This is a genomic window from Nitrospira marina (genome assembly GCF_059568365.1).
This window is the reverse complement of the sequence record NZ_JCANTH010000001.1, coordinates 3,516,345-3,534,857: the sequence shown is the minus strand read 5'-3', so window position 1 is coordinate 3,534,857 and position 18,513 is coordinate 3,516,345. Positions and strand designations below refer to the sequence as shown.

The following is an 18,513-nucleotide window of genomic DNA, read 5'->3' as shown; positions in this document are numbered from 1 at the left end:
TCTTGCATATGAAGGCCATGATTTTGGCCGCGGGTCTTGGCACTCGCCTTCGTCCCTTGACCAACACGATTCCCAAACCGTTATTGCCGGTTGCGGGGACGCCGCTCATTATTTGGAATTTGTTGTTATTGCGAACACATGGAATACGCGACGTCATCATCAATCTGCATTATTTAGGGAATATGATCGAAGAAGCGATCGGGGACGGATCCCGCTGGGACATGCAGGTGAAATATTCCCATGAATCAATCCTTTTAGGAACGGGTGGAGGATTAAAAGCGGCTGGGTGGTTTTTTGAGCAACACCCGTTTTTGGTCATTAATGGGGATACGTTGATCGAGTTGGATGTGAAGAGATTGGTAGAGTTTCATCGGACTCATGGTGGTGTGGCCACGTTAGTGCTTCGCGACGATCCGCAAGCCGCTCAATGGGGAGCCGTAGATTCGGACGCACAAAATCGTATTTTCAGAATAAATGGTCGGGGAATGAGCCAAGCTGAATTGCCTGACCCCCTGGTTCAACGGATGTTTGCGGGCGTTCATATTCTCCATCCTTCTGTCCTCCACGATGCCCCTGCGGATAGGGAGTTTTCCATCATCGACTCCTATACGAATGAGCTTGCGCGGGGTTCAAAAATATTTGGATTTCTTCATACCGACTATTGGTCCGATATTGGAACAGTGGCACGTTATGCTCAGGCGCAAGCCGATGCCCAGGCCGGAGTGATCTTCCCAAAGACCTAAGAAGGGTCGTCTGTTAGGCTGTACAGAATTCCCCCCCATGAAGAGTTGTCTGGCTGGTGCTGTGAGTGCGTTGGTGAGGAAGTGGCGCCAATAATCGCCCCGCTTTTGAAGGGTTGACGTCAGGGAAACCTTGCCAAAAGATATCGATATCGGGTTTATTATCTAAACACTCCCTGTGGTTTTTCCCATTTTTGCGGCAGGGTGAAGGTAATTGTGGCCACTTTTGAACGACTCCATCACTTGCTCGAACAGTCCTTGAGAGATTTTCAAGCTGAATCGAGTGACCTTTCCGATACGCAAGAGCAGGAACTCACCCAGGCACTTCACCGATTGAAGGGCCGACTCACCCAAATTCTTTCGACAACTTCCGACCCACCACCTATTGCCAATTTACTTCCGGTTCGCGATCAGACGGTTTCGCTCCCGGCTCCGGTTACTCTCACAGAGTCATCTCAGATCCATTTCGTGACTTCGTGTGATGGTATGATCCTCATGGCAAATGAGGTGGGGAGTACTATCCTGGGGATGGACCTGGCTGATATAGGGCAGGTGTCCATTGCCAATTATGTTGCTCATGAGGAATGGAAGATTCTTCGAAGCCAACTTTGTGCGATTGATGTTCCTCCGAAGATCCTGAATAGAGTGTTGACAATTGTCCCAACAGGGAGACCATCGCAAAAGATCCTATGTGTGGTCGTGCCCATGTTGGATCACTCGCAGAAGGTGGTTGCGTGGCATTGGGGATTGACTCCGGAGGCGAAATCCTCTTCCGTTCAGCCTTTGATCCAATTGGTGCAGAGTCTCGAATCCCAACTAATTGCCGGTCAGAGTGTGGATGTGTGTCTGACGCAGATTTGTGATGGCCTTGTACGGGTTTTTGGTTTTGCCTTTGTGTGGCTGACCACTAGGGGAAAGGGATGTGTGCCCCAGTTACGCGCACATGCGATGACAGGGGAGTTTGATTGGGAGATGCAAGGAGCTCTGTGGTGGAGCCAGGTTTCGCAGCAAGGTGAGTTAATTCAGGCCTGCGAGGGTTCTGAAATATCACTACTTTCTTCGGGTTGTCCGTCCACAAGTCCCATGGCCTGGTCTCCGCCTGGATTCCGGTGTCATCAAACCTGGGGTGTTCCACTGGCTTTGGATGAAGATTGTTTCGGTATGCTGGTGGTGTGTTCTGAAGATCCACACCCGGTTGATCCGTCGGTGCTTGGATGGTTGCAAGTATTAGGTTGTGAGATCGAACGGTTGATGGCACGTGGAAGACAGCTGGATCTCTGGCGATTGCAAAGTGTGGCTATGGGCTCCGTATTTAATCCCGTCTGTGTGACAGATGCGCAGGGCCGTTTGGAATGGGGGAATAATGCCTATGCGGCTTTGCGTGGTTCCTCGATTCAATCGATGTTGGGTTCTCCGTTGAATTCGTTCCCTCATGAGGAACTCCGAGACAGAATGTCCCTGTCAGATCCATCTGCCCAAGAGTTCAGTTGCCTGAAGACTGAGATCATGCAAACGGGAAGCAATGGCCAATCTCTGGTTTTCGAGCAAGTGGTTACTCCTTTGCTCAATGAGAAGGGGGACCCAATACATTTTGTTGTGATTTTGCATGATGTGACCGCTCGAAAGACACAAGAACTCCTGATGAAGCATCATGCCTATTACGATCCGTTAACTGATCTCCCGAATCGAATTATGTTTAAAGACCGCCTAGAACAGTCGTTGGCGCAAGCCAGGCGAAATGGGACCTTACTGGCATTATTCTTTTTGGATCTCGATAATTTTAAAACTATCAATGATTATCATGGACATCAAACCGGAGACCGTGTATTGCGTATCGTGGCGGAGCGGTTGGCAACTTGTGTGCGATCAACCGACACCGTCGCGCGTTTGTGCGGGGATGAATTTACCGTGATCCTTCAAGGACTTGAACATATTCAGGATATTCGTCAAGTGGCCCTGAAAATTTTAGAATGTCTTATTCCGCCCATTCGATTGGGAAAGGAAAAAATCCCTATACAGATTAGTATTGGGATTTCCGTCTATCCCAAGGATTCCACAGATCCCCATCGGTTGGTAGAAATTGCCGATCAGGCGATGTATCGGGCCAAAGAACGTGGCGGACAGTGCTGGTATTTTGCCACTCCTGAATGGAATGATGAATAAGCGTTGTTATGGTGTTTCGCCCCTCCTGTCGTCCAGAAAGCTAAAATCCAGCGATATTCTAGAAAGTATTTTTCTTGTATCTCATAAAGGTAGCTCCCCCAAAATTGGATCTTGTTCATGCCTGTGTCAATGTGACAGTGCCTGTTATGTCTCCTTCAAAATCAATTCATTGAACCTAGGCATGATTATTCCGCCCAGGCATCTCTCATCTCTAGGCGCCCCTCAAAAGCGTTGAGGAAATGCCACGATTGTTGAGTAAATGCTGCTTCAGTTCTGCACCCTCCTCTCCTCGTTGTATTGGCTTTTTTGTAATCCTCATTTAACACTCCCCTGAGTCCTGTGCCGCATTGTGAGGAGGAATTAAAGATGGTTCTTAGCCGGATCATGCCGTGAAATCTCTAACTCTGCAGTAGATCTATGAAATTTGAGGTAATTGGTATGGTCACTTTTCTTCGGGCTGTTCGGAAATGTTGAGTTTTCCGTCACCGTGACCTCCGACGAGTAGTTCTTCTTGTTTTCGGGATTTCCCCTGGCCTTGTTTTTGCAATTTTTATTGTTGTGGACGATCTTTAAGAGATATTTCATGGTTTGTTCGGAGTAGCTGTTGAACAAGGAGTTCGTAATATGACTGTTCATTCATCGACCCGCAGAATCTTTGTTTGGGGAATAGTGATCCTGATGATGTTGCTGGCCACCGGCTGTGCCCATCGGTCCACACATGGAGTTCATAAATATGGCAAAAAATCCGGTGCGCCAACTTTGGTCGCCTCACAGGGAGATTTTTCAACGGGATCCCCGGAACAAGCATTAAACAAAGAGACACCCATTGGAGAAGGGTATTTTCCTGAAGGGGCAGGAGCTTTGTCCGACCTTCTTGCGGAAGATCCCTTGATTCGGGAGGACCACACATTCGAGTCAGGTCTCACGCCTTCTGACTCTCCCAATGATTATTGGGGTAATCGAACCCGTGCCGAACAATTGACCGCACAAAGCGGCTTGCGAGATGTGCATTTTGAATTTGATAGCTTTCAACTCAATGAACAAGCTAAGGCGACGTTAATGGCCAACGCGGAATGGCTAAAAGCCCATCCGTATGCGGAGATTACCATTGAAGGACATTGCGATGATCGCGGTACGGCTTCCTATAATCATGTTTTAGGTGAGAAGCGTGCCATTCGCACCAAAACCTACCTCACCAGTTTGGGAGTCCCCGCAGAGCGACTTCATGTGATGTCGTTCGGCAAGGAGAATCCGGCCTGTTGGGATTCAACCGAACCGTGTTTTCAAAAGAATCGGCGCGCTCATCTCGTTCTAGATATCAGTGTGGCCTCGACCCCAATGCCCTATGTCGCCGACCGCCGGGATTGGTAGAGGTTTGTTGCCGGGCATGGCCCGTTAATGGTTCCTGAGAGGAATAAAAAGACTATGCTAAGCCCTCATTCATTTTTGTATCGTTTGAGCGTTCAATTTGTCATTGTGGGGTTGAGTGTGACCTTGGGAGGGTGTGTGGCTCAACAGGCGGATGTGGTACGAATCAAGCGGGAATTGGACGCCAAGATCGGCCAGTTGGACAAGAGCAAAACATCACTTCAGCAAGCGGTGAGTGAAGCCAATACGGCCTTGGAGAAAGCGAATTCCCTTATTGCCAAACAGCGGGTTGAGATTCAGGAGTTGCTGCATGCTCGTGCCGAAGTGATGGACCAAGTTGCTACCTTAAAGGAGACGGACCTCTCCCAGGTTCGTGGAGGGCTTGAAAGCAATCAGAACCAGGTCAACGAATTAACCAAAAAAATGGCGCGGTATGACGCAGATATGAAGGAAGTCAAAACCCAGCTTCAACAATCTGAGCCTCTGGTCCATCAACTTCGAGATCGTTTAGCAGGGGAAGAGCACCTCCTGACAGAGCAAGGAGGTAAATTAGGCGAATTCCGGACTTCGCTGGTGGAGTACCAACAGGTGCTATCTTCCCTTCGCCAACAAGTTACCCAACAGGAACAGCAGGTGGCAGATTTACGCAAACAACTTGATCTCAAATCTCAACAACGTGATGCCCAGTTGCAGCAAGTTGGGGCGAATTTTGAAGAGGTTCGGCGAAGTATACAGTCGGTGGTAGGGACGTTAGAAAAATTTAGTGTCACATTCGGAGGGCGATTGGATGAACACGAGCAAAAACTCTCTCGCATGACTGGACAACCCGGGAGCCCCCTTTCCTCAAATGCTTATATGCACGAAAACATCGATCCGTCGATAAGGGCAGGGATAACCCGAGATTTCCTTTCTCAACGCACTCCACTATCGCCTCGGTCGGATGCGATGACTGCCTCACAATCTTCCAAGGAAAGCTCACGTCCAGTGGTGACCGGGTCGGTGGCCGCGTATGCTCCCTCATCCCAACTATCGAGGACGTTGCCGGCTCCGGTAGGGACTTCAGAGGCGGGTTCTTCCGGTCATGTCGATACGCGAAACGCTCAGGTGCTATACGACCGGGCGATGTCGCTTCTTCGTCAGGGAAACTTTGCCGAAGCTTCCACCGGGTTTTCGACATTTTTGCGGACATTTGCTGACTCTCCTTTGGCCTCCAATGCACAATATTGGTTGGGTGAATGTTATTACGGCGAAAGACGGTTCCAGGAAGCCATTGATGAATTTGAACGAGTATTTGCCTTTTACCCTTCCAGCAATAAAGTGCCGGCATCTCTACTGAAAATCGCCTATTCGCATATGGAATTGCGCGAATTACCTATGGCTCGGTCAGTCTTTCAACAACTTGTAAGGACCCATCCCCAAAGCCCAGAAGCCGAGAAAGCGTATGGTCGACTTCAAGAAGTGAATGCCTTCCTCGATAATCCTTCCTAAACTTCCAATCTCCTATGTATCGTTTTATTTCATCCTGTCTCACATAGCCTATACCTGATTTATTTCATTGGGCGCATGTCTTTGTCTGTTCAGGGGCAAACGAATCTCGCCATCTCGTCCCTGTTATAATTCCAGTAAGAATTGCCTGGGATTCTGTAAATTATCAATGAATCCTCCCCCCTCCAACTTCGTGTTTAACAGACCAGGTTCCCGAGCACCCAATTCAAGAAATTCCCTTCAGAAACCGAAGCTTCGCTTACGGTGATATAGCAATTGTGATTGATAAGATTATGCTATCTCAGAGCAGGGAAAATATTCAGACGTTAACAGGCCTCAGGGGGATTGCCGCGATATGGGTAGTGCTGTTTCACGTGTGTTTTGGGGAAGCAGATGGGTACTTGCCGGGATTCTATGAAAAAATTCAATGGGGGTTAGGAAGAAATATTATTCTCCAAGGAGTCTATGCTGTTGATATATTTTTTGTCCTCAGCGGATTCATTCTGACGTATGTGCATCGTCACGAATTTGAAACCCGATTGACCGTGCATGGAATCGGGAAATTTCTTTCGCTTCGATTGGCAAGAATTTATCCCATGCACCTAGTTGTCGTCGTGGTACTCATCGGAGCCGCCGCCCTTGGGATTTGGGATCAGAAGGTGATTTCGTATGGGGATGTCCTTCGCAATATCACACTCACCAATATGTGGGTTGATCCTTCGTTGAATACTCCTGCTTGGTCTGTGAGTGCGGAATGGTTCGCCTATCTTTGTTTTCCGATCATCATAAAACTGTTGGTTCCGATCCAAAGAAGAGACTTTCAATTCCTGGCCATCTTCTTCTTGGTTACCGTGTATCCGATGAGCATTCAGTTCTTCCAATGGCAATGGGAATGGCATTATAGCTGGGTTGCCGTGGCCCGTGTGTTGAATGGATTTATATTAGGGTGCATGATGTTTGGTGTTCAGAAGCATTTCGACATCTATAACGATTCCTTGCGCGCATCTCGCTGGTGCCTGGCTTTTGTGTTGGTATTTATGGTCCTCCTGGTATTGAGACTTCAAATCGTATTTCTATATCCCCTTATTCCGTGTATTATCGTGACACTAGCAAATGCACAAACGGGAATTGCCCGAGTATTCCGGAATAAGATTGTTGTATTTTTGGGAACCATCTCATTTGGGATTTACATGGTTCACTATCCGGTATTGGAAATTGTTCGATACGTACTCAATGAATACTATTCAGGAGTGAATTCTGAACTTCATCAACCTCTGTTGTGGATTCATTTAGGTGGAATTCTCGTTTTGGTGATTGCGGTTGCCTCCTTGTGCTATTTCTGGATTGAGAAGCCTAGCAGGGAATATCTCAAACGGAAATTAGTTGATCGAAAAATAAAGCTCCACCCATTACTGCCTCAAAGTGTCGATGGATAAAGTGCCCTATGCCTAGAGCAGCAGACTTGTTTTTCCAAAACGAGTTGCGCGATCTTTCCTAGACGGACAAGAGCCGGTTGTCCGACATGTTGACAATTGAGCGGCAGTCTTGTGATTGAGTAATCGGTGACGTCTTGCATGCTGGGATTGTTGATGCTCTTTGATGTGCCCGTTCGTCATTCCGGCATGAGGGTAGAGCTCACATTTGTCTTAATGAGGAAACCCGAGCCAGAGTTGGCAAGAACTTAATGATCTCCCGAAAATGTTGAGGTGTTCGCTAGGTGAGACGAATGCCTTGGTGGGCGGGAATCTCCGGGATCAGGGCGAAAGGGTGGTATGCGTGTTCCCAGGATTCTCCCCGTTGTTCAATCAACGATTGGTGAATGGGACCTAACCACTGGTCGGCTTTGCGAAGATATTCGATTTTATGTGGATTAATTCCCATAATCCGGCAACAAGTGGCATCGACGGCCGGAAGATTCCTCCCCATGACCAGGACGCCCGATTGGACAGGTGTCCCCATTATTGGACCATCCCCTTCCATTCCGATAATACCGTCGACAATGGCAAAGTGAGGTTTAAGAGTCGCATTGATATCCAAAATGGACTGCGGGATTCCAGCCTGGTGTAACACATTCTTCGGCCAACCATAATAATTTCCAGGCATCACGCCAAAAAAATTTTTCATGGATAGGGTCGCTCCGGCCCAATGGTGCGTTTTCATCTTGGCCAGCGAGACAACCCAATCGACTTCCTTGACTATTTGAGGAAGGGTCAATGTGGTCATCCTCGTCTGCCCCCCCAGATTAGGCATGACCACCCCTTCCATTGTGTTCAGATCTTGAAAGGGGATGTGATCTTCGTACAGCACATCTGCCAAGCCGGATTCCTCCAAGACTAAAAGAGTATCGTGGCGATGTCCGGGCCCTTCAGCCACGACGACAGACGTCGCACCCAGGGAAAGGAACGCCTCGACGGCTCCTCGTACGACCAGGGGATGGGTATTGATATGCGATAACGACTGATGTGGCTCAACCAAATTCGGTTTTAACAAAATGCGTTTTCCCTTGATCTCTGATGTGGTGATTCCCAATTCTTGCAATCCTTGGCGAATGAGGATCGCCAAATCAGCCTCGTATGTTCGTGCTTGACCAATGAAGGTCTGCGCGGTCAAACGTGGACCCATAAGCCAATGAAGAAGGGAGAATCCTGAGACCGCCAAACCCCCTCCAAGCAAACAAGCCTGCAGGAGTTGTCTTCTCGTAAGCCTAAGTTGATCCGTTTGCATGGGAGCGGTGGTCATGGCAGGCAACTTTTTCATTCTTGATGGTGTGCAAACGAAGCGGATTTTTGTGGTAATGATGCTGGGAATAATGAGTTTAGTCCTTGTTCCGCTTTCGCACCGCATAAGAGCAATGCCAATGAGGGAAGGGAATAGGACCCGTATCGCTCTTGACGTTGAAAGCAGTCTGAGACCAATTCCTCGGTATTTGTGGGTTTTAATTTCCAAGCCCCGAGGCCCAGAAGTGTCCAGCCGAGTGAAATGGGAGTTCGGAGGTGTGGAAGCTCATGTGAGAGATACTGGAGGCTTCGTTCAATTGTGTGAAATGGGGTGTCCCCGGCCAACGCCTGTAAGGCAATGGCCGTGCATTCTGGGAGGGGACGCAGTTCCCGGTTGAAGACGGTGGTACTTCCGTAATTCCATCCACCGCTGGGCAATTGACGATTGAGAAGCATCTGTTGCCCGGCTATGGCACGAGGGTGGGTGCCTAACCCCACCTTCTGCAAGGCCAGGACGGCGAGAGCCGTGGGTACGACCCAGCTGTGGGTGTCAGCAATCCATGGCCAGCCCCGGATGGCGGTGTCGTGTCCAATAATTGATGAGACGGGATTAGAAAAATGTCGTCCCGTAAACCCTATCAGATAGTCCACAGCGCGTGATTGCGTTTCTTGATACTGGGAGTCGCCTTCCCAAGCTAAGATGGCGAGAGGTGTTGGCCAAGAGGCTTCTGGGTGTGAGGGAGAAATGGTCACGCGTCCGTCGTTCGCCTGTTGGGAAGCTAAATACGCTCTTCCCCGGTTGCAGCTTTCATGACGGAAGGCATAGGAAGACAGTGCCAAAACAGCCCAAGCGGTTGCATCGGGTCTGGACTTTTCTCCCGAGTGATAGGGAAATCCTCCATTTGGTTGTTGCCCGGATTGGAGAAGTTCAAGGAAATGATGAAATGGGTTTTGATTCATAAAAGGAAAGGTCACCTTCTGAAGCCATTCAGTAAAGATGCGACTTCCCATGTTGTTCGGTTTGAACAGGAAGAACCTTAAAATTCCCAGGCCTTGCGACTTTGCTTTCTCCGCTTGAGGGTTTTCGCGGATTCTCTAGAGAGATCATGACACTCGTCTTTATTCTGGGACCCTTAAACCGATTCTGTCTGCTAGTTGAAGAAACGCTAGTTGGTAAGACGCCAAGCGCTTCCTGATGGTGGAAAGGAGAATTGCAGGTTCATTGAATGTTGTTCGCTGCAAGACGCAGCTTTTTGGCAATGCCTCTCCGGGAATTTTGAAGGTATTATAAAAACTATCCTCCTTGATCAATAAAGTCCGTTAACCCATCCTATTGTGAACCAATTTGAAAGATATTCTTCAAAAATCTTCGGCAAGTTTTTCCTGTGGAGGTCGATAATGAAGCATGAAAACGAAGAGCCACAGAAAACGAAATGGAAAAATTTCTTGGGTCTACGAACATTTAATCATGACCATGAAACATGGGTTCGGTCGGGTGCCCCTTCCCGATAAGGGCGAACACGTCGAAAGGCGTGGGCGCAAAACCACGGGTCAGGGTTGGTCCCTGATAGCCGGGTTGCCGAAGGCACGGAGAGCCAAGGGGCAACGTTTGCGTCAGAATTTTCCGGGCAGTCTGGCGTAACGAAAGTATTTACCTTCGCCCGTTAAGGAGATGCGCTATGGTTAACCAAGCAATGCGTTTCGTGAATGATGAAGAGGGAGCCACTGCTATTGAGTACGGCTTGTTGGCTGCTTTGATTGCCGCAGTGATTGTCACGGCCGTGACGGCTGTAGGGACCACGCTTAGCAATACGTTCAACCAGATTTCTAGTGATGTAGCGTCCAGCTAAGGAAAAGCTTCTTTCCGCAAAGGTATGTTGAAGTGCCGTTCCCGATACAGCGTGTCGGGGCGGCGCTTCGGCGGAATGTGATGAGTGAAGTTCAGATAAAATGATAGAGGAGGCCAGCATCATGCAGACAATACTCCTGAATCCCTATCATCACTGGTTAAAGCATTTTCTTCAGGATGAGGAGGGCGCGACAGCTATTGAATACGGCCTCATGGCCGCACTTATTGGCGCCACGGTGTTAACGGCTCAGGCTGCCTTGGGAAACGCGGTCAATACGATGTATGTGGACGCCATGGGGATCATCAACGGAGCGTTGGGGAGCTAAATTGATACTTGTCATGCCTCCCGTGAGCGAGGTTGATGGGATTTCCATCGGAAAGTTTCTCACTCCCACTCCTCATTGACCTACCTATACACCTTGTCGTCCTCGCTGGGGGCTAACTTATTAAAAAATACTACGCTGCCTGTGAGAGACAGTCAGCAGTGCTCTTGGGGACTGCGTTTTCCCAACATTTAAGTTGTTCAACTCTTTGTAGATCCCTTAACAATGGCTGGTGCGGGATCTGATCGCTTTTGAACTGCCTGTTAGTGTAATTGGGAGACACGGTCTGGTCGCTACCTCAAAACCATTTAGCCTGGGAGAGGCACGGTTTTTATGAAAACACGTCCAAGTCAACGGTTTCCCAGTTTAAGACAATCCGAGCGCGGCTCGACGGCGGTGGAGTTTGCCCTCATTCTACCGATTCTTGCGTCACTTGCATTTGGAGCGATCGATTTTGGGCGCATGTTGTGGTTTAAGGAAGTTTTGGTGAATGCCACCCGTGTGGGAGCGCGCCAGGGGACATTATTTGCTTCGGGCAATGGCCAGGCAGAAATTGAAGCAGCCATCACGGCTTCTCTTGATGCGGGAGGGGTGGATCCATCAGGGCTCTCGGTGGTGGTAAATGGGGTCGGAAGCCCACAGGGACAGCCGTTAAATGTGGTGTCTACCATCCCCTGGAATTATTTTGTCATCGATAAACTCATTCCTGCGATTTCGACTCCTAACCTACAAGCCTCTGTAACCATGATGATGGAATAAGGCGAGGTGGAATGTCTTGTTCAAATCTTCAATGTGACGGAGAAACAAATATGTGGAAAAAACAACGATGGTCCATTGTCTCACCGCTCTTGAATCAACGGGGCATTGCGGCTATTAACGGGGCATTTATGGCGGTCACAATGGGCATCATGGCAGGTGTGACGATTGATGTCGGGCATGCCTTACTCACACAAAATGAATTGCACAATGCCTCGGATGCCGCCGCGCTGGCCGCTGCGAGACAATTGGGTGTGACTTATCTTACCTTGCCCATCGCTGAGCAGCAGGACATGGGGCGGGCACTCACTGGCAATGAACAATCACAAGTAACTGCTCAGGCGACAGCTGCGGCATTCGCCAACAGTGCTTCAGATGTCAGTAACTTGTCTCTTTCGCAGGGAGATGTTGAGTTTGGCATATGGGATTTCAATGCGCAGACGTTCAACCCGACGGTGAACCGGCCGAATGCCATTCGCGCGACTGTCCGACGTGATGGTGCGGCAAATGGTGCGATGCCGACATTTTTTGCAGGTATGCTGGGTGTGAGTACCATGAATATTTCGACCAGTTCGATTGCCGCATTGGGAACTTCAGGAGGACCTGTCCCACCGGGAGTGGCCGATGTGCCGTTTGCAATTTCCACTAACTGGTTCAACGGAGTTGCTAACTGCGATGGGGGTATCCAATTTTCTCCGACTGGGCCGAATGGCTGTGCGGGATGGCACGTTTTTGATCAGAACCCGGCCAATGCGAATACACTCCGTAATACTATTGATGGGTTAAATGATGGAAGTTATCAAAGTCCAGGGATTATACCGGGGCAGACTCAATTTTCCTTTACCGGCGGAGAAGTGGCCTCCGCTTTTCCCAATCTGATCGATCTCTGGGATGCGAAGAAACAATGGAATAGTGATAATGGACGGTATGAATGGGATATCAATCTACCCGTATATCAAGATGGAGGGTCTTGTAGTAATCCCAGTGGTTCTATCACCATCGTGGGGTATGCTAAAGCGGTGGTGACAAACGTCAAGAAAAAGGATATTCAAGCGGAAGTGAAATGTGATGGTTTCTTTGATGGAACGCCAAATCCCAACCAGGCTGGTGGGGGGGCTGGGGCGCTTCAGCCCTTATCGGTATATCCAAGATTAGTGTTGTGATGATCGGTGAATAGAGGGGAGCCTGAGAGGGGCTCTCAGGTACTTGTGTCCCCGTGACCGGAGAAGGCAAGGCCGGCCGACCGAGGTTTTTTGGGTACCCTTCTCCATGCTTTTCAAGAGTCAAACCGTGAGTCTCCGCATGTATGCCACATGCGCATCCTTCCTGAAAAATCATCTGGCGGAAAACTCATTGTCGTTCACTTGTTGGTCACGAGAAAATTACAACGTCAAAGTCTCTATCCTTCCCATCATTCTCGCTTATGTGGGCATTCCTACTCGCAGAGTCGATGAATCTCTTTTGCCGCATTATTGCCCGGGAAAAAACTGAAAGTGGTGAGAAAGAACTCAGAGTGTGACTCTTTCCAATTCAATTCCTGACCCCTCGCTTAATACTCAACATTCTGTGTCGTTATTTCCCGACATCGTTAATCGGGAATTCATCTGCTCCCATCAGCCACGACATTTGTAATCGGAGCCTATTTTACCCCACTTCTGATGGATCCTCGGTAATCACCGGCGAAGGGAATGGAGAGGGTTGAGCGATGCAAGAAAGGCGCCCGTCTGACGTAAGGGAGAGTGCTTCCCGTTGAGTGACCGTGAGAATGACGAGAAGGAAAGTTTATGGAGGAAAACAAGATGGATTCTAAAGGATCAAAGTCGAGTATGACTAGGGAAGGACTTTGTTATTTCACACACAAAAGAAAACGTGTCAAAAATTCACGACGTGGTTGTTCAACATCCTTTCCCTCCGTTCAACACAAAAGAAAATGACTGAGTTCCATGTTTCAGAAACTGTCGGGAAAAGGGCGGACAGGCAATGAGGTATATAGGTCCGGGTGTGAGAGCATCACTGAGACCTTACGTGTTCGTTCAATGTCTGAAACGTGAAATCAAAGTTTTAATAAATGAAATTCAACTCTCCTAGGGTTTATGGATACCTTTCGGGCACAAACCTTCAGAAAGTCGGGAAACTGACCGAAACAGGAACTGTTTGTGTAATCGTGGTTCTTCAATGCTTCTAACATGAATGAAAAGCGACATATCCCGTCCATGAGTCACTCTTCTCGTTACAGTAGATGACCTGATAGAAACCTAAATTAGGGTTCATTGATTATGGAGACCTTTCTTCCATTATTTGGATTAGCGATAGGTTTAGTGGTGGCAGCGGTCATTGATGTTCGGGAAGGGCGGATTCCCAATTGGCTGACGGGGTCGCTGGCAGTCTTTGGAATTGGAGTGAATAGTCTGGAGTATGGTTGGGACGGCTTCCTATTCGGTCTCGGAGGTCTGATCATGGGGTTGGTCTGCTTGATATTTTTTTATTTAAAAGGGGGGATGGGCGCCGGAGATGTGAAATTGCTTGGAGCCATTGGAACAATCCTGGGTCCGGGACAGGTGGTCTTTGCCTTTGCATTTGCAGCCATGTTGGGTGGGCTGTATAGCCTGGCTCTATTGTCCAATCAGGGTGGCATGCGCCATGCCTGGGATCGGATGTTTCTCCTTCTGTCAACCCTTAAGGTGACCAGGACGATGCCGGTTTCTGATGCACCATTTCCCAACGAACCTAAGTTACGGTATGCCCTCGTTTTAGGACTGGGAACCGTGATCGCCAAAACGTTGTTCTATTATGATGTGTTGTAACTCGTGTTTGTGTAGGTCTACGAGTCGAAAATGAGCAATCAGCGAAGATTCTTTTCGTTGTCTATTAAGAATGGCATTTGCCATCCGATATGCAGAGGTAGACAAATTGAAACCTCAGGATTGATAAACATGAATAAAAATTTTGTTCTGGATTTGGTGAAGAAGGGGGAGGAAGTCTCATGGGACAAAAACGGCCACTCGTATTTTTAGGAATTGCGATGATTATTGCCCTGGTGACCACCGTCATGGTGTATCGGTGGCTACAGGGACAACGGATGATCGAAGTCGATGCCCCCGAAGTGGTGATGGAGGGTGTGAGTGTCGCAGTGGCCAGTGCCGATATCCCCTGGGGGACCCCACTTGGTGAAAAAGCCGTTCGAGTGATGATGTACCCTGAAGAAGGCGTCCCCGTGGGACACTTTAAGGATACGGCTTCCTTAAATGGTCGAGTAGTGCTGACGAATCTGAAAAAAAATGAGCCCATATTAGAATCGAAATTGGCTCCTATTGATGTGAAAACGGGCGGAGTATCCGCGGTCATGGATCCCAATAAACGGGCGATGGCCGTAAAAGTGAATGAAGTGGTCGGGCTTCCGGGTTTTGTGCAGCCAGGTGATCGCGTCGATGTGATGGCGACCTTTGAGGATCCCAGAGCTAAAAAGAAAGGTAATGGCGGTGCGAAAGAGGAAGTAACCAAGGTCGTCCTGGAGAACACACTCGTGTTGGCCATCGATACGCAAATGGAACGATCGGCTGGGGAGGAAAAGCCCACTCCCGTAAAAGTCATTACGCTGGAGGTGTCCTTGGAGGAAGCCGAAAGGTTGGCCATGGCCGAAAATGGTGGGAAGTTACGATTGGCCTTACGGAGTCCACTGAATCCTGAGGTGAAGAAAACCAAAGGTGCCGACTTTAAGGATTTGATGCGTTCCCACCAACTCATTCCGCCGCCGCCTAGAGGGGGAAAGCCGAAAGAGCAAGTTGAGGTGATCCAGGGGACAGCGCGAAAAACGATGAAATTTTAAGAGGGTCGTCGAGAGTGACGCGATGATCGTTAGGAAAGGTAAGGATATGAATCAGACTCACGGTTTTCCATTCAGGAGCATGGTGTTGGCTCTAGGCCTGGTCCTTGTGGGCTACACGGGAGCCTTGGGGGAAGGTCTCACCACTCAGGCGATCCACGTCAATGAGCCTCAAAACCTACGACTCACGGTCGGGGAATCAAAAATTGTTGAACGGGAGACGGCGTTTAAACGTGCGTCGGTCGCCAATCCTAAAGTGGCGGATCAAATTGTGCTCTCCAGTAAGCAAATTTATCTGACCGGGATTGAAGTCGGGACCACGACCTTGACCCTATGGGGGCAAGATGGTCAGGTGGCAAATGTTTTTCAAGTCCAAGTTTCTCCCGATGTGACTCGCTTGAAGGAGCAGCTTTATACGATGTTGCCTCATGAGCCCGGCATTCAAGTGATGAACAGTCATGAACATATTACTCTGGCCGGCAATGTCACCAATATGGAGTCCTTGGCCAAAGCCCTCACCCTGGCCGAGCCCTATGCCCCGAATAAAATTATTAATCTGATTCAGGTAGGTGGGGTGCAACAGGTGATGATGGAAGTCAAAGTCGCGGAAATGCAGCGCGGGCTGATGAAGCGTCTCGGAGTCAATTTCAAACGGGCTCAAAAAAATCACCGTGATTTTTCCATTGGACTCATTAATGATTTGTCCACGGTTGATGCCTTCGACCCATTTGCACATGCCCAATCCTCACAAACTACAACACTGGAGTTTCCGAGTGTGAGAACCCTGGCCTCGAACCTCATTTTAGGATTCGGGATTGGTGATGATTTATGGACCCTCTTCTTAGACCTGCTGAAGGAACATTCTCTCTCGAAAACCTTGGCCGAACCGACGTTGATTGCCGAGAGTGGACAAGCCGCCGAATTCCTGGTTGGGGGAGAATATCCAATTCCAATTCCGCAACAACTTGGCCAGGTGACGGTGAAATTTAAAGAGTACGGTGTTGGATTGAAATTTACCCCTACTGTTCTTTCTGAGGGTCGTATCTCAGTGATTGTGAACCCTGAGGTGTCAGAATTAGATTTTGCCAATGGTATTGTCATACAAGGATTTCAGATTCCCGCTTTGACCACTCGACGGGTGAAGACCGTAGTGGAATTAGGTGATGGACAAAGTTTTGCCATTGCGGGTCTTCTCCAGGAAAATATCAAGGAAACGGTTTCGAAATACCCGGTCCTCGGTGATGTTCCGATTTTGGGAGCCTTATTCCGGAGCACCGCATTCCAAAAAAATGAGACCGAACTGATTGTGATTGTGACCCCTCATTTGGTGAAACCTCTGGACATGGTGAAACAGACCTTGCCCACGGATCATTATTTAGAACCCAATGATTTTGAGCTGATGCTGATGGGCTATATGGAAGGGGTGTTTCCAGAACCAAATGTCGCCAGGCCGAGCGAGGCCTACACGCTTGAGTCACCGAGGGTGGCAGGAAGAATGCCGTACCGTAAAGGTGGGATGGAAGGGATGTTTGGCCATCTGGCCCCATAGGAAATTTGATGAAAAAGGAGCAGAGCATGCAACGCCAATCAATTGTGACAATGGCCGGTTTGATCGGCCTGATTCTGGTGGGGATGGGGGGCTGTGGTGTATGGCCGGTCATGACGGAGGAGAATGGGCGGCGTCCTCAAGCGATGGGGAAAAGGGACCAGGTTCTCCTGCCGTGGGCGCCTCAGCCCGTTCATCTGAGTGAAGAGTACGGCCTGTCCTATCGACAGGCACTCGAGAATCAAATCGCGAATCCCGCAGCCGCCAACAATCTAGGCCCCATTGCTGGAGAGGCCGACTCGCAGGCTTTACAACAGAGTCTGGCTCGGTATCAATTGATGTTTCAAAGTCCGCCATATTCTCCATTCAAGCTGAAGGGTGGCTCCGGCGGTGGTTCATCAAGTGGTGGTTCATCAGGCGGCAATGCGTCCATTGGGGTCTCTTCGGAGGGATATTAACATGAAGGATAAAACTTGGAAGCCAAAACGTGTAGGCGCAGATTCCTCAGGTGCCTCATCCGATGTGCCGGTCATTGAGCTTTCCATTCGGTCAACAGAATGTAAGGCGACACTTGAGGGCTTCATTCGAGAGATTGACGGTGTGCGGCTCAAAGACGGTCAGGATCCCGGAGTACCTGCACTCATGATTATGGAACTAGAAGAGAAGCCTGAGGACACGTTCTCCCTTATTCGAGAGATGATGAAATTGAATAAAGGGATGGAGATATTCCTTACCGCTGCCCGATTGGAGTCAAATATTTTATTGGAAGCCATGCGGGCCGGCGCCAAAGAGTTTTTGGCTCAACCGCTCCAAAAGCAAGAAGTGAGCGATGCAATTCTGCGATTTTTGGAGCGAGCCGCGACTCCGGTTCGTCAGGGTGACGGGCAACGAGCGGCGGGAAAGGTTCTTGCTTTTTTTGGGGGAAAAGGTGGAGTAGGAACAACCAGTATCGCGGTCAATTTGGCCGCCGCTATCAAAAAAGGGCCGAACAACCCGTCGGTGGCCCTGGTGGATGTCAATCAGCATGGGGGAGATCTTCCCTTGTATCTCGATCTTCAACCGAACCATAGCTTCCGGGATATTGCGACCGATTTGTCCCGACTAGACCAAGCCTTTCTCATTCGTGTCCTTACCAAAACGGAACTGGGCATTCAAGTGCTCCCTTCGGGGTATGACGATCTCAGCACCGGTCGATTAAGTCCGGATTGTGTAGAGGCGACCCTACGGCTGCTTCAATCCAGTTTCGACTATGTCATTCTCGATTGTGGACATGTGTTGGATTTGACGACAAAAAAGGCATTGGAGCTTGCGACGCTCATTTTGGTGACGTCTACATTAATGGTCCCCGTGGTTCATCGAACAAAGCGAATTTTAGAATTGTTGCGTGGATCCGGATTTCCTGCTGAAAAAATCCGGTTAGTGATGAATCGTTTTTTATTGGCGGAACAGGATGTGTTGAAAGAGACTGAAGAAATTCTAAAACAGAAAGCCTTCTGGCTGCTCCCTAATGATTATCCTTCCGCAAGTCAAGCCGTGAATAGCGGAAAGCCGTTGATCGATGTGGCCCCCCGGTCGGCTGTAGCTCAGTCCTACCGGGATCTGGCCAGTTCGTTTGTCGGGCAGCCGGCAAAAGCCGCAAGCAAGGGCTCGTTAGCCGGGTGGTTAAATCCCTTTAAAAGTCGGAATGTCCAATCATCCCCTTCAGGGGCATAATAATATTCTTTTCATATTGTTGAGGTAAGC

The 18,513-nt window shown here is 49.1% G+C and carries 16 protein-coding genes and 1 riboswitch; of the genes, 14 read left to right on the top strand and 2 right to left on the bottom strand.

Going from position 1 to position 18,513, the window contains the following annotated elements; genetic code table 11:
- Positions 1-17 precede the first annotated feature (17 nt).
- From LX98_RS15080 to LX98_RS15060, 5 genes are all read left to right on the top strand, one after another.
- The gene (locus LX98_RS15080; protein WP_496429688.1) at positions 18-743 is read left to right on the top strand and encodes a sugar phosphate nucleotidyltransferase; all 726 of its coding nucleotides are present in this window, start codon (positions 18-20) and stop codon (positions 741-743) included.
- A 213-nt stretch (positions 744-956) separates the two neighbouring features.
- Positions 957-2,903, top strand: coding sequence for a diguanylate cyclase domain-containing protein (locus LX98_RS15075; protein WP_496429687.1), 1,947 nt, complete (start codon positions 957-959; stop codon positions 2,901-2,903).
- A gap of 624 nt (positions 2,904-3,527) precedes the next feature.
- Complete coding sequence (locus LX98_RS15070; protein ID WP_496429686.1) at positions 3,528-4,274, top strand: OmpA family protein; 747 nt, start codon at positions 3,528-3,530, stop codon at positions 4,272-4,274.
- Between the two features lie 54 nt (positions 4,275-4,328).
- Positions 4,329-5,759 (top strand): tol-pal system protein YbgF, encoded by a 1,431-nt coding sequence (gene ybgF / locus LX98_RS15065; RefSeq protein WP_496429685.1) that lies wholly within the window; start codon positions 4,329-4,331, stop codon positions 5,757-5,759.
- Between the two features lie 290 nt (positions 5,760-6,049).
- The gene (locus LX98_RS15060) at positions 6,050-7,192 is read left to right on the top strand and encodes an acyltransferase family protein (RefSeq protein ID WP_496429684.1); all 1,143 of its coding nucleotides are present in this window, start codon (positions 6,050-6,052) and stop codon (positions 7,190-7,192) included.
- A gap of 277 nt (positions 7,193-7,469) precedes the next feature.
- Here the strand turns inward: LX98_RS15060 and LX98_RS15055 are convergent, their stop codons facing one another.
- Positions 7,470-8,513, bottom strand: coding sequence for a DUF362 domain-containing protein (locus LX98_RS15055; RefSeq protein WP_496429683.1), 1,044 nt, complete (start codon positions 8,511-8,513; stop codon positions 7,470-7,472).
- The gene (locus LX98_RS15050) at positions 8,510-9,433 is read right to left on the bottom strand and encodes a hypothetical protein (RefSeq protein WP_496429682.1); all 924 of its coding nucleotides are present in this window, start codon (positions 9,431-9,433) and stop codon (positions 8,510-8,512) included. Before LX98_RS15050 ends, LX98_RS15055 begins: the two co-directional genes overlap by 4 nt.
- A gap of 543 nt (positions 9,434-9,976) precedes the next feature.
- Positions 9,977-10,057, top strand: a riboswitch (cyclic di-GMP riboswitch).
- Between the two features lie 95 nt (positions 10,058-10,152).
- Here LX98_RS15050 and LX98_RS15045 point away from each other — a divergent pair.
- The 9 genes from LX98_RS15045 to LX98_RS15005 all read left to right on the top strand — a co-directional run bounded on the left by LX98_RS15045 (position 10,153) and on the right by LX98_RS15005 (position 18,483).
- Complete coding sequence (locus LX98_RS15045) at positions 10,153-10,323, top strand: Flp family type IVb pilin (RefSeq protein WP_496429681.1); 171 nt, start codon at positions 10,153-10,155, stop codon at positions 10,321-10,323.
- Positions 10,324-10,444: 121 nt separating this feature from the next.
- Positions 10,445-10,648 carry a Flp family type IVb pilin gene (locus LX98_RS15040; RefSeq protein WP_496429680.1) on the top strand — a complete coding sequence of 68 codons (204 nt, stop codon included), beginning with the start codon at positions 10,445-10,447 and terminating at the stop codon, positions 10,646-10,648.
- A gap of 330 nt (positions 10,649-10,978) precedes the next feature.
- Entirely contained in the window at positions 10,979-11,404 is a 426-nt protein-coding gene (locus tag LX98_RS15035; RefSeq protein WP_496429679.1) for a TadE/TadG family type IV pilus assembly protein, read from the top strand.
- A 50-nt stretch (positions 11,405-11,454) separates the two neighbouring features.
- On the top strand, positions 11,455-12,564 hold the full coding sequence (locus tag LX98_RS15030; protein ID WP_496429678.1) for a TadG family pilus assembly protein: 1,110 nt from the start codon (positions 11,455-11,457) through the stop codon (positions 12,562-12,564).
- Positions 12,565-13,677: 1,113 nt separating this feature from the next.
- The gene (locus tag LX98_RS15025) at positions 13,678-14,205 is read left to right on the top strand and encodes a prepilin peptidase (RefSeq protein ID WP_496429677.1); all 528 of its coding nucleotides are present in this window, start codon (positions 13,678-13,680) and stop codon (positions 14,203-14,205) included.
- 179 nt (positions 14,206-14,384) lie between these two features.
- Positions 14,385-15,227 (top strand): Flp pilus assembly protein CpaB, encoded by an 843-nt coding sequence (cpaB, locus tag LX98_RS15020; protein WP_496429676.1) that lies wholly within the window; start codon positions 14,385-14,387, stop codon positions 15,225-15,227.
- Positions 15,228-15,273: 46 nt separating this feature from the next.
- Positions 15,274-16,773 (top strand): secretin GspD/PilQ domain-containing protein, encoded by a 1,500-nt coding sequence (locus LX98_RS15015; RefSeq protein WP_496429675.1) that lies wholly within the window; start codon positions 15,274-15,276, stop codon positions 16,771-16,773.
- A 26-nt stretch (positions 16,774-16,799) separates the two neighbouring features.
- A complete protein-coding gene (locus LX98_RS15010) occupies positions 16,800-17,228 on the top strand; it encodes a hypothetical protein (protein WP_496429674.1) in 429 nt (142 codons plus the stop codon).
- Between the two features lies 1 nt (position 17,229).
- Positions 17,230-18,483 (top strand): AAA family ATPase, encoded by a 1,254-nt coding sequence (locus LX98_RS15005; protein WP_496429673.1) that lies wholly within the window; start codon positions 17,230-17,232, stop codon positions 18,481-18,483.
- Positions 18,484-18,513 lie beyond the last annotated feature (30 nt).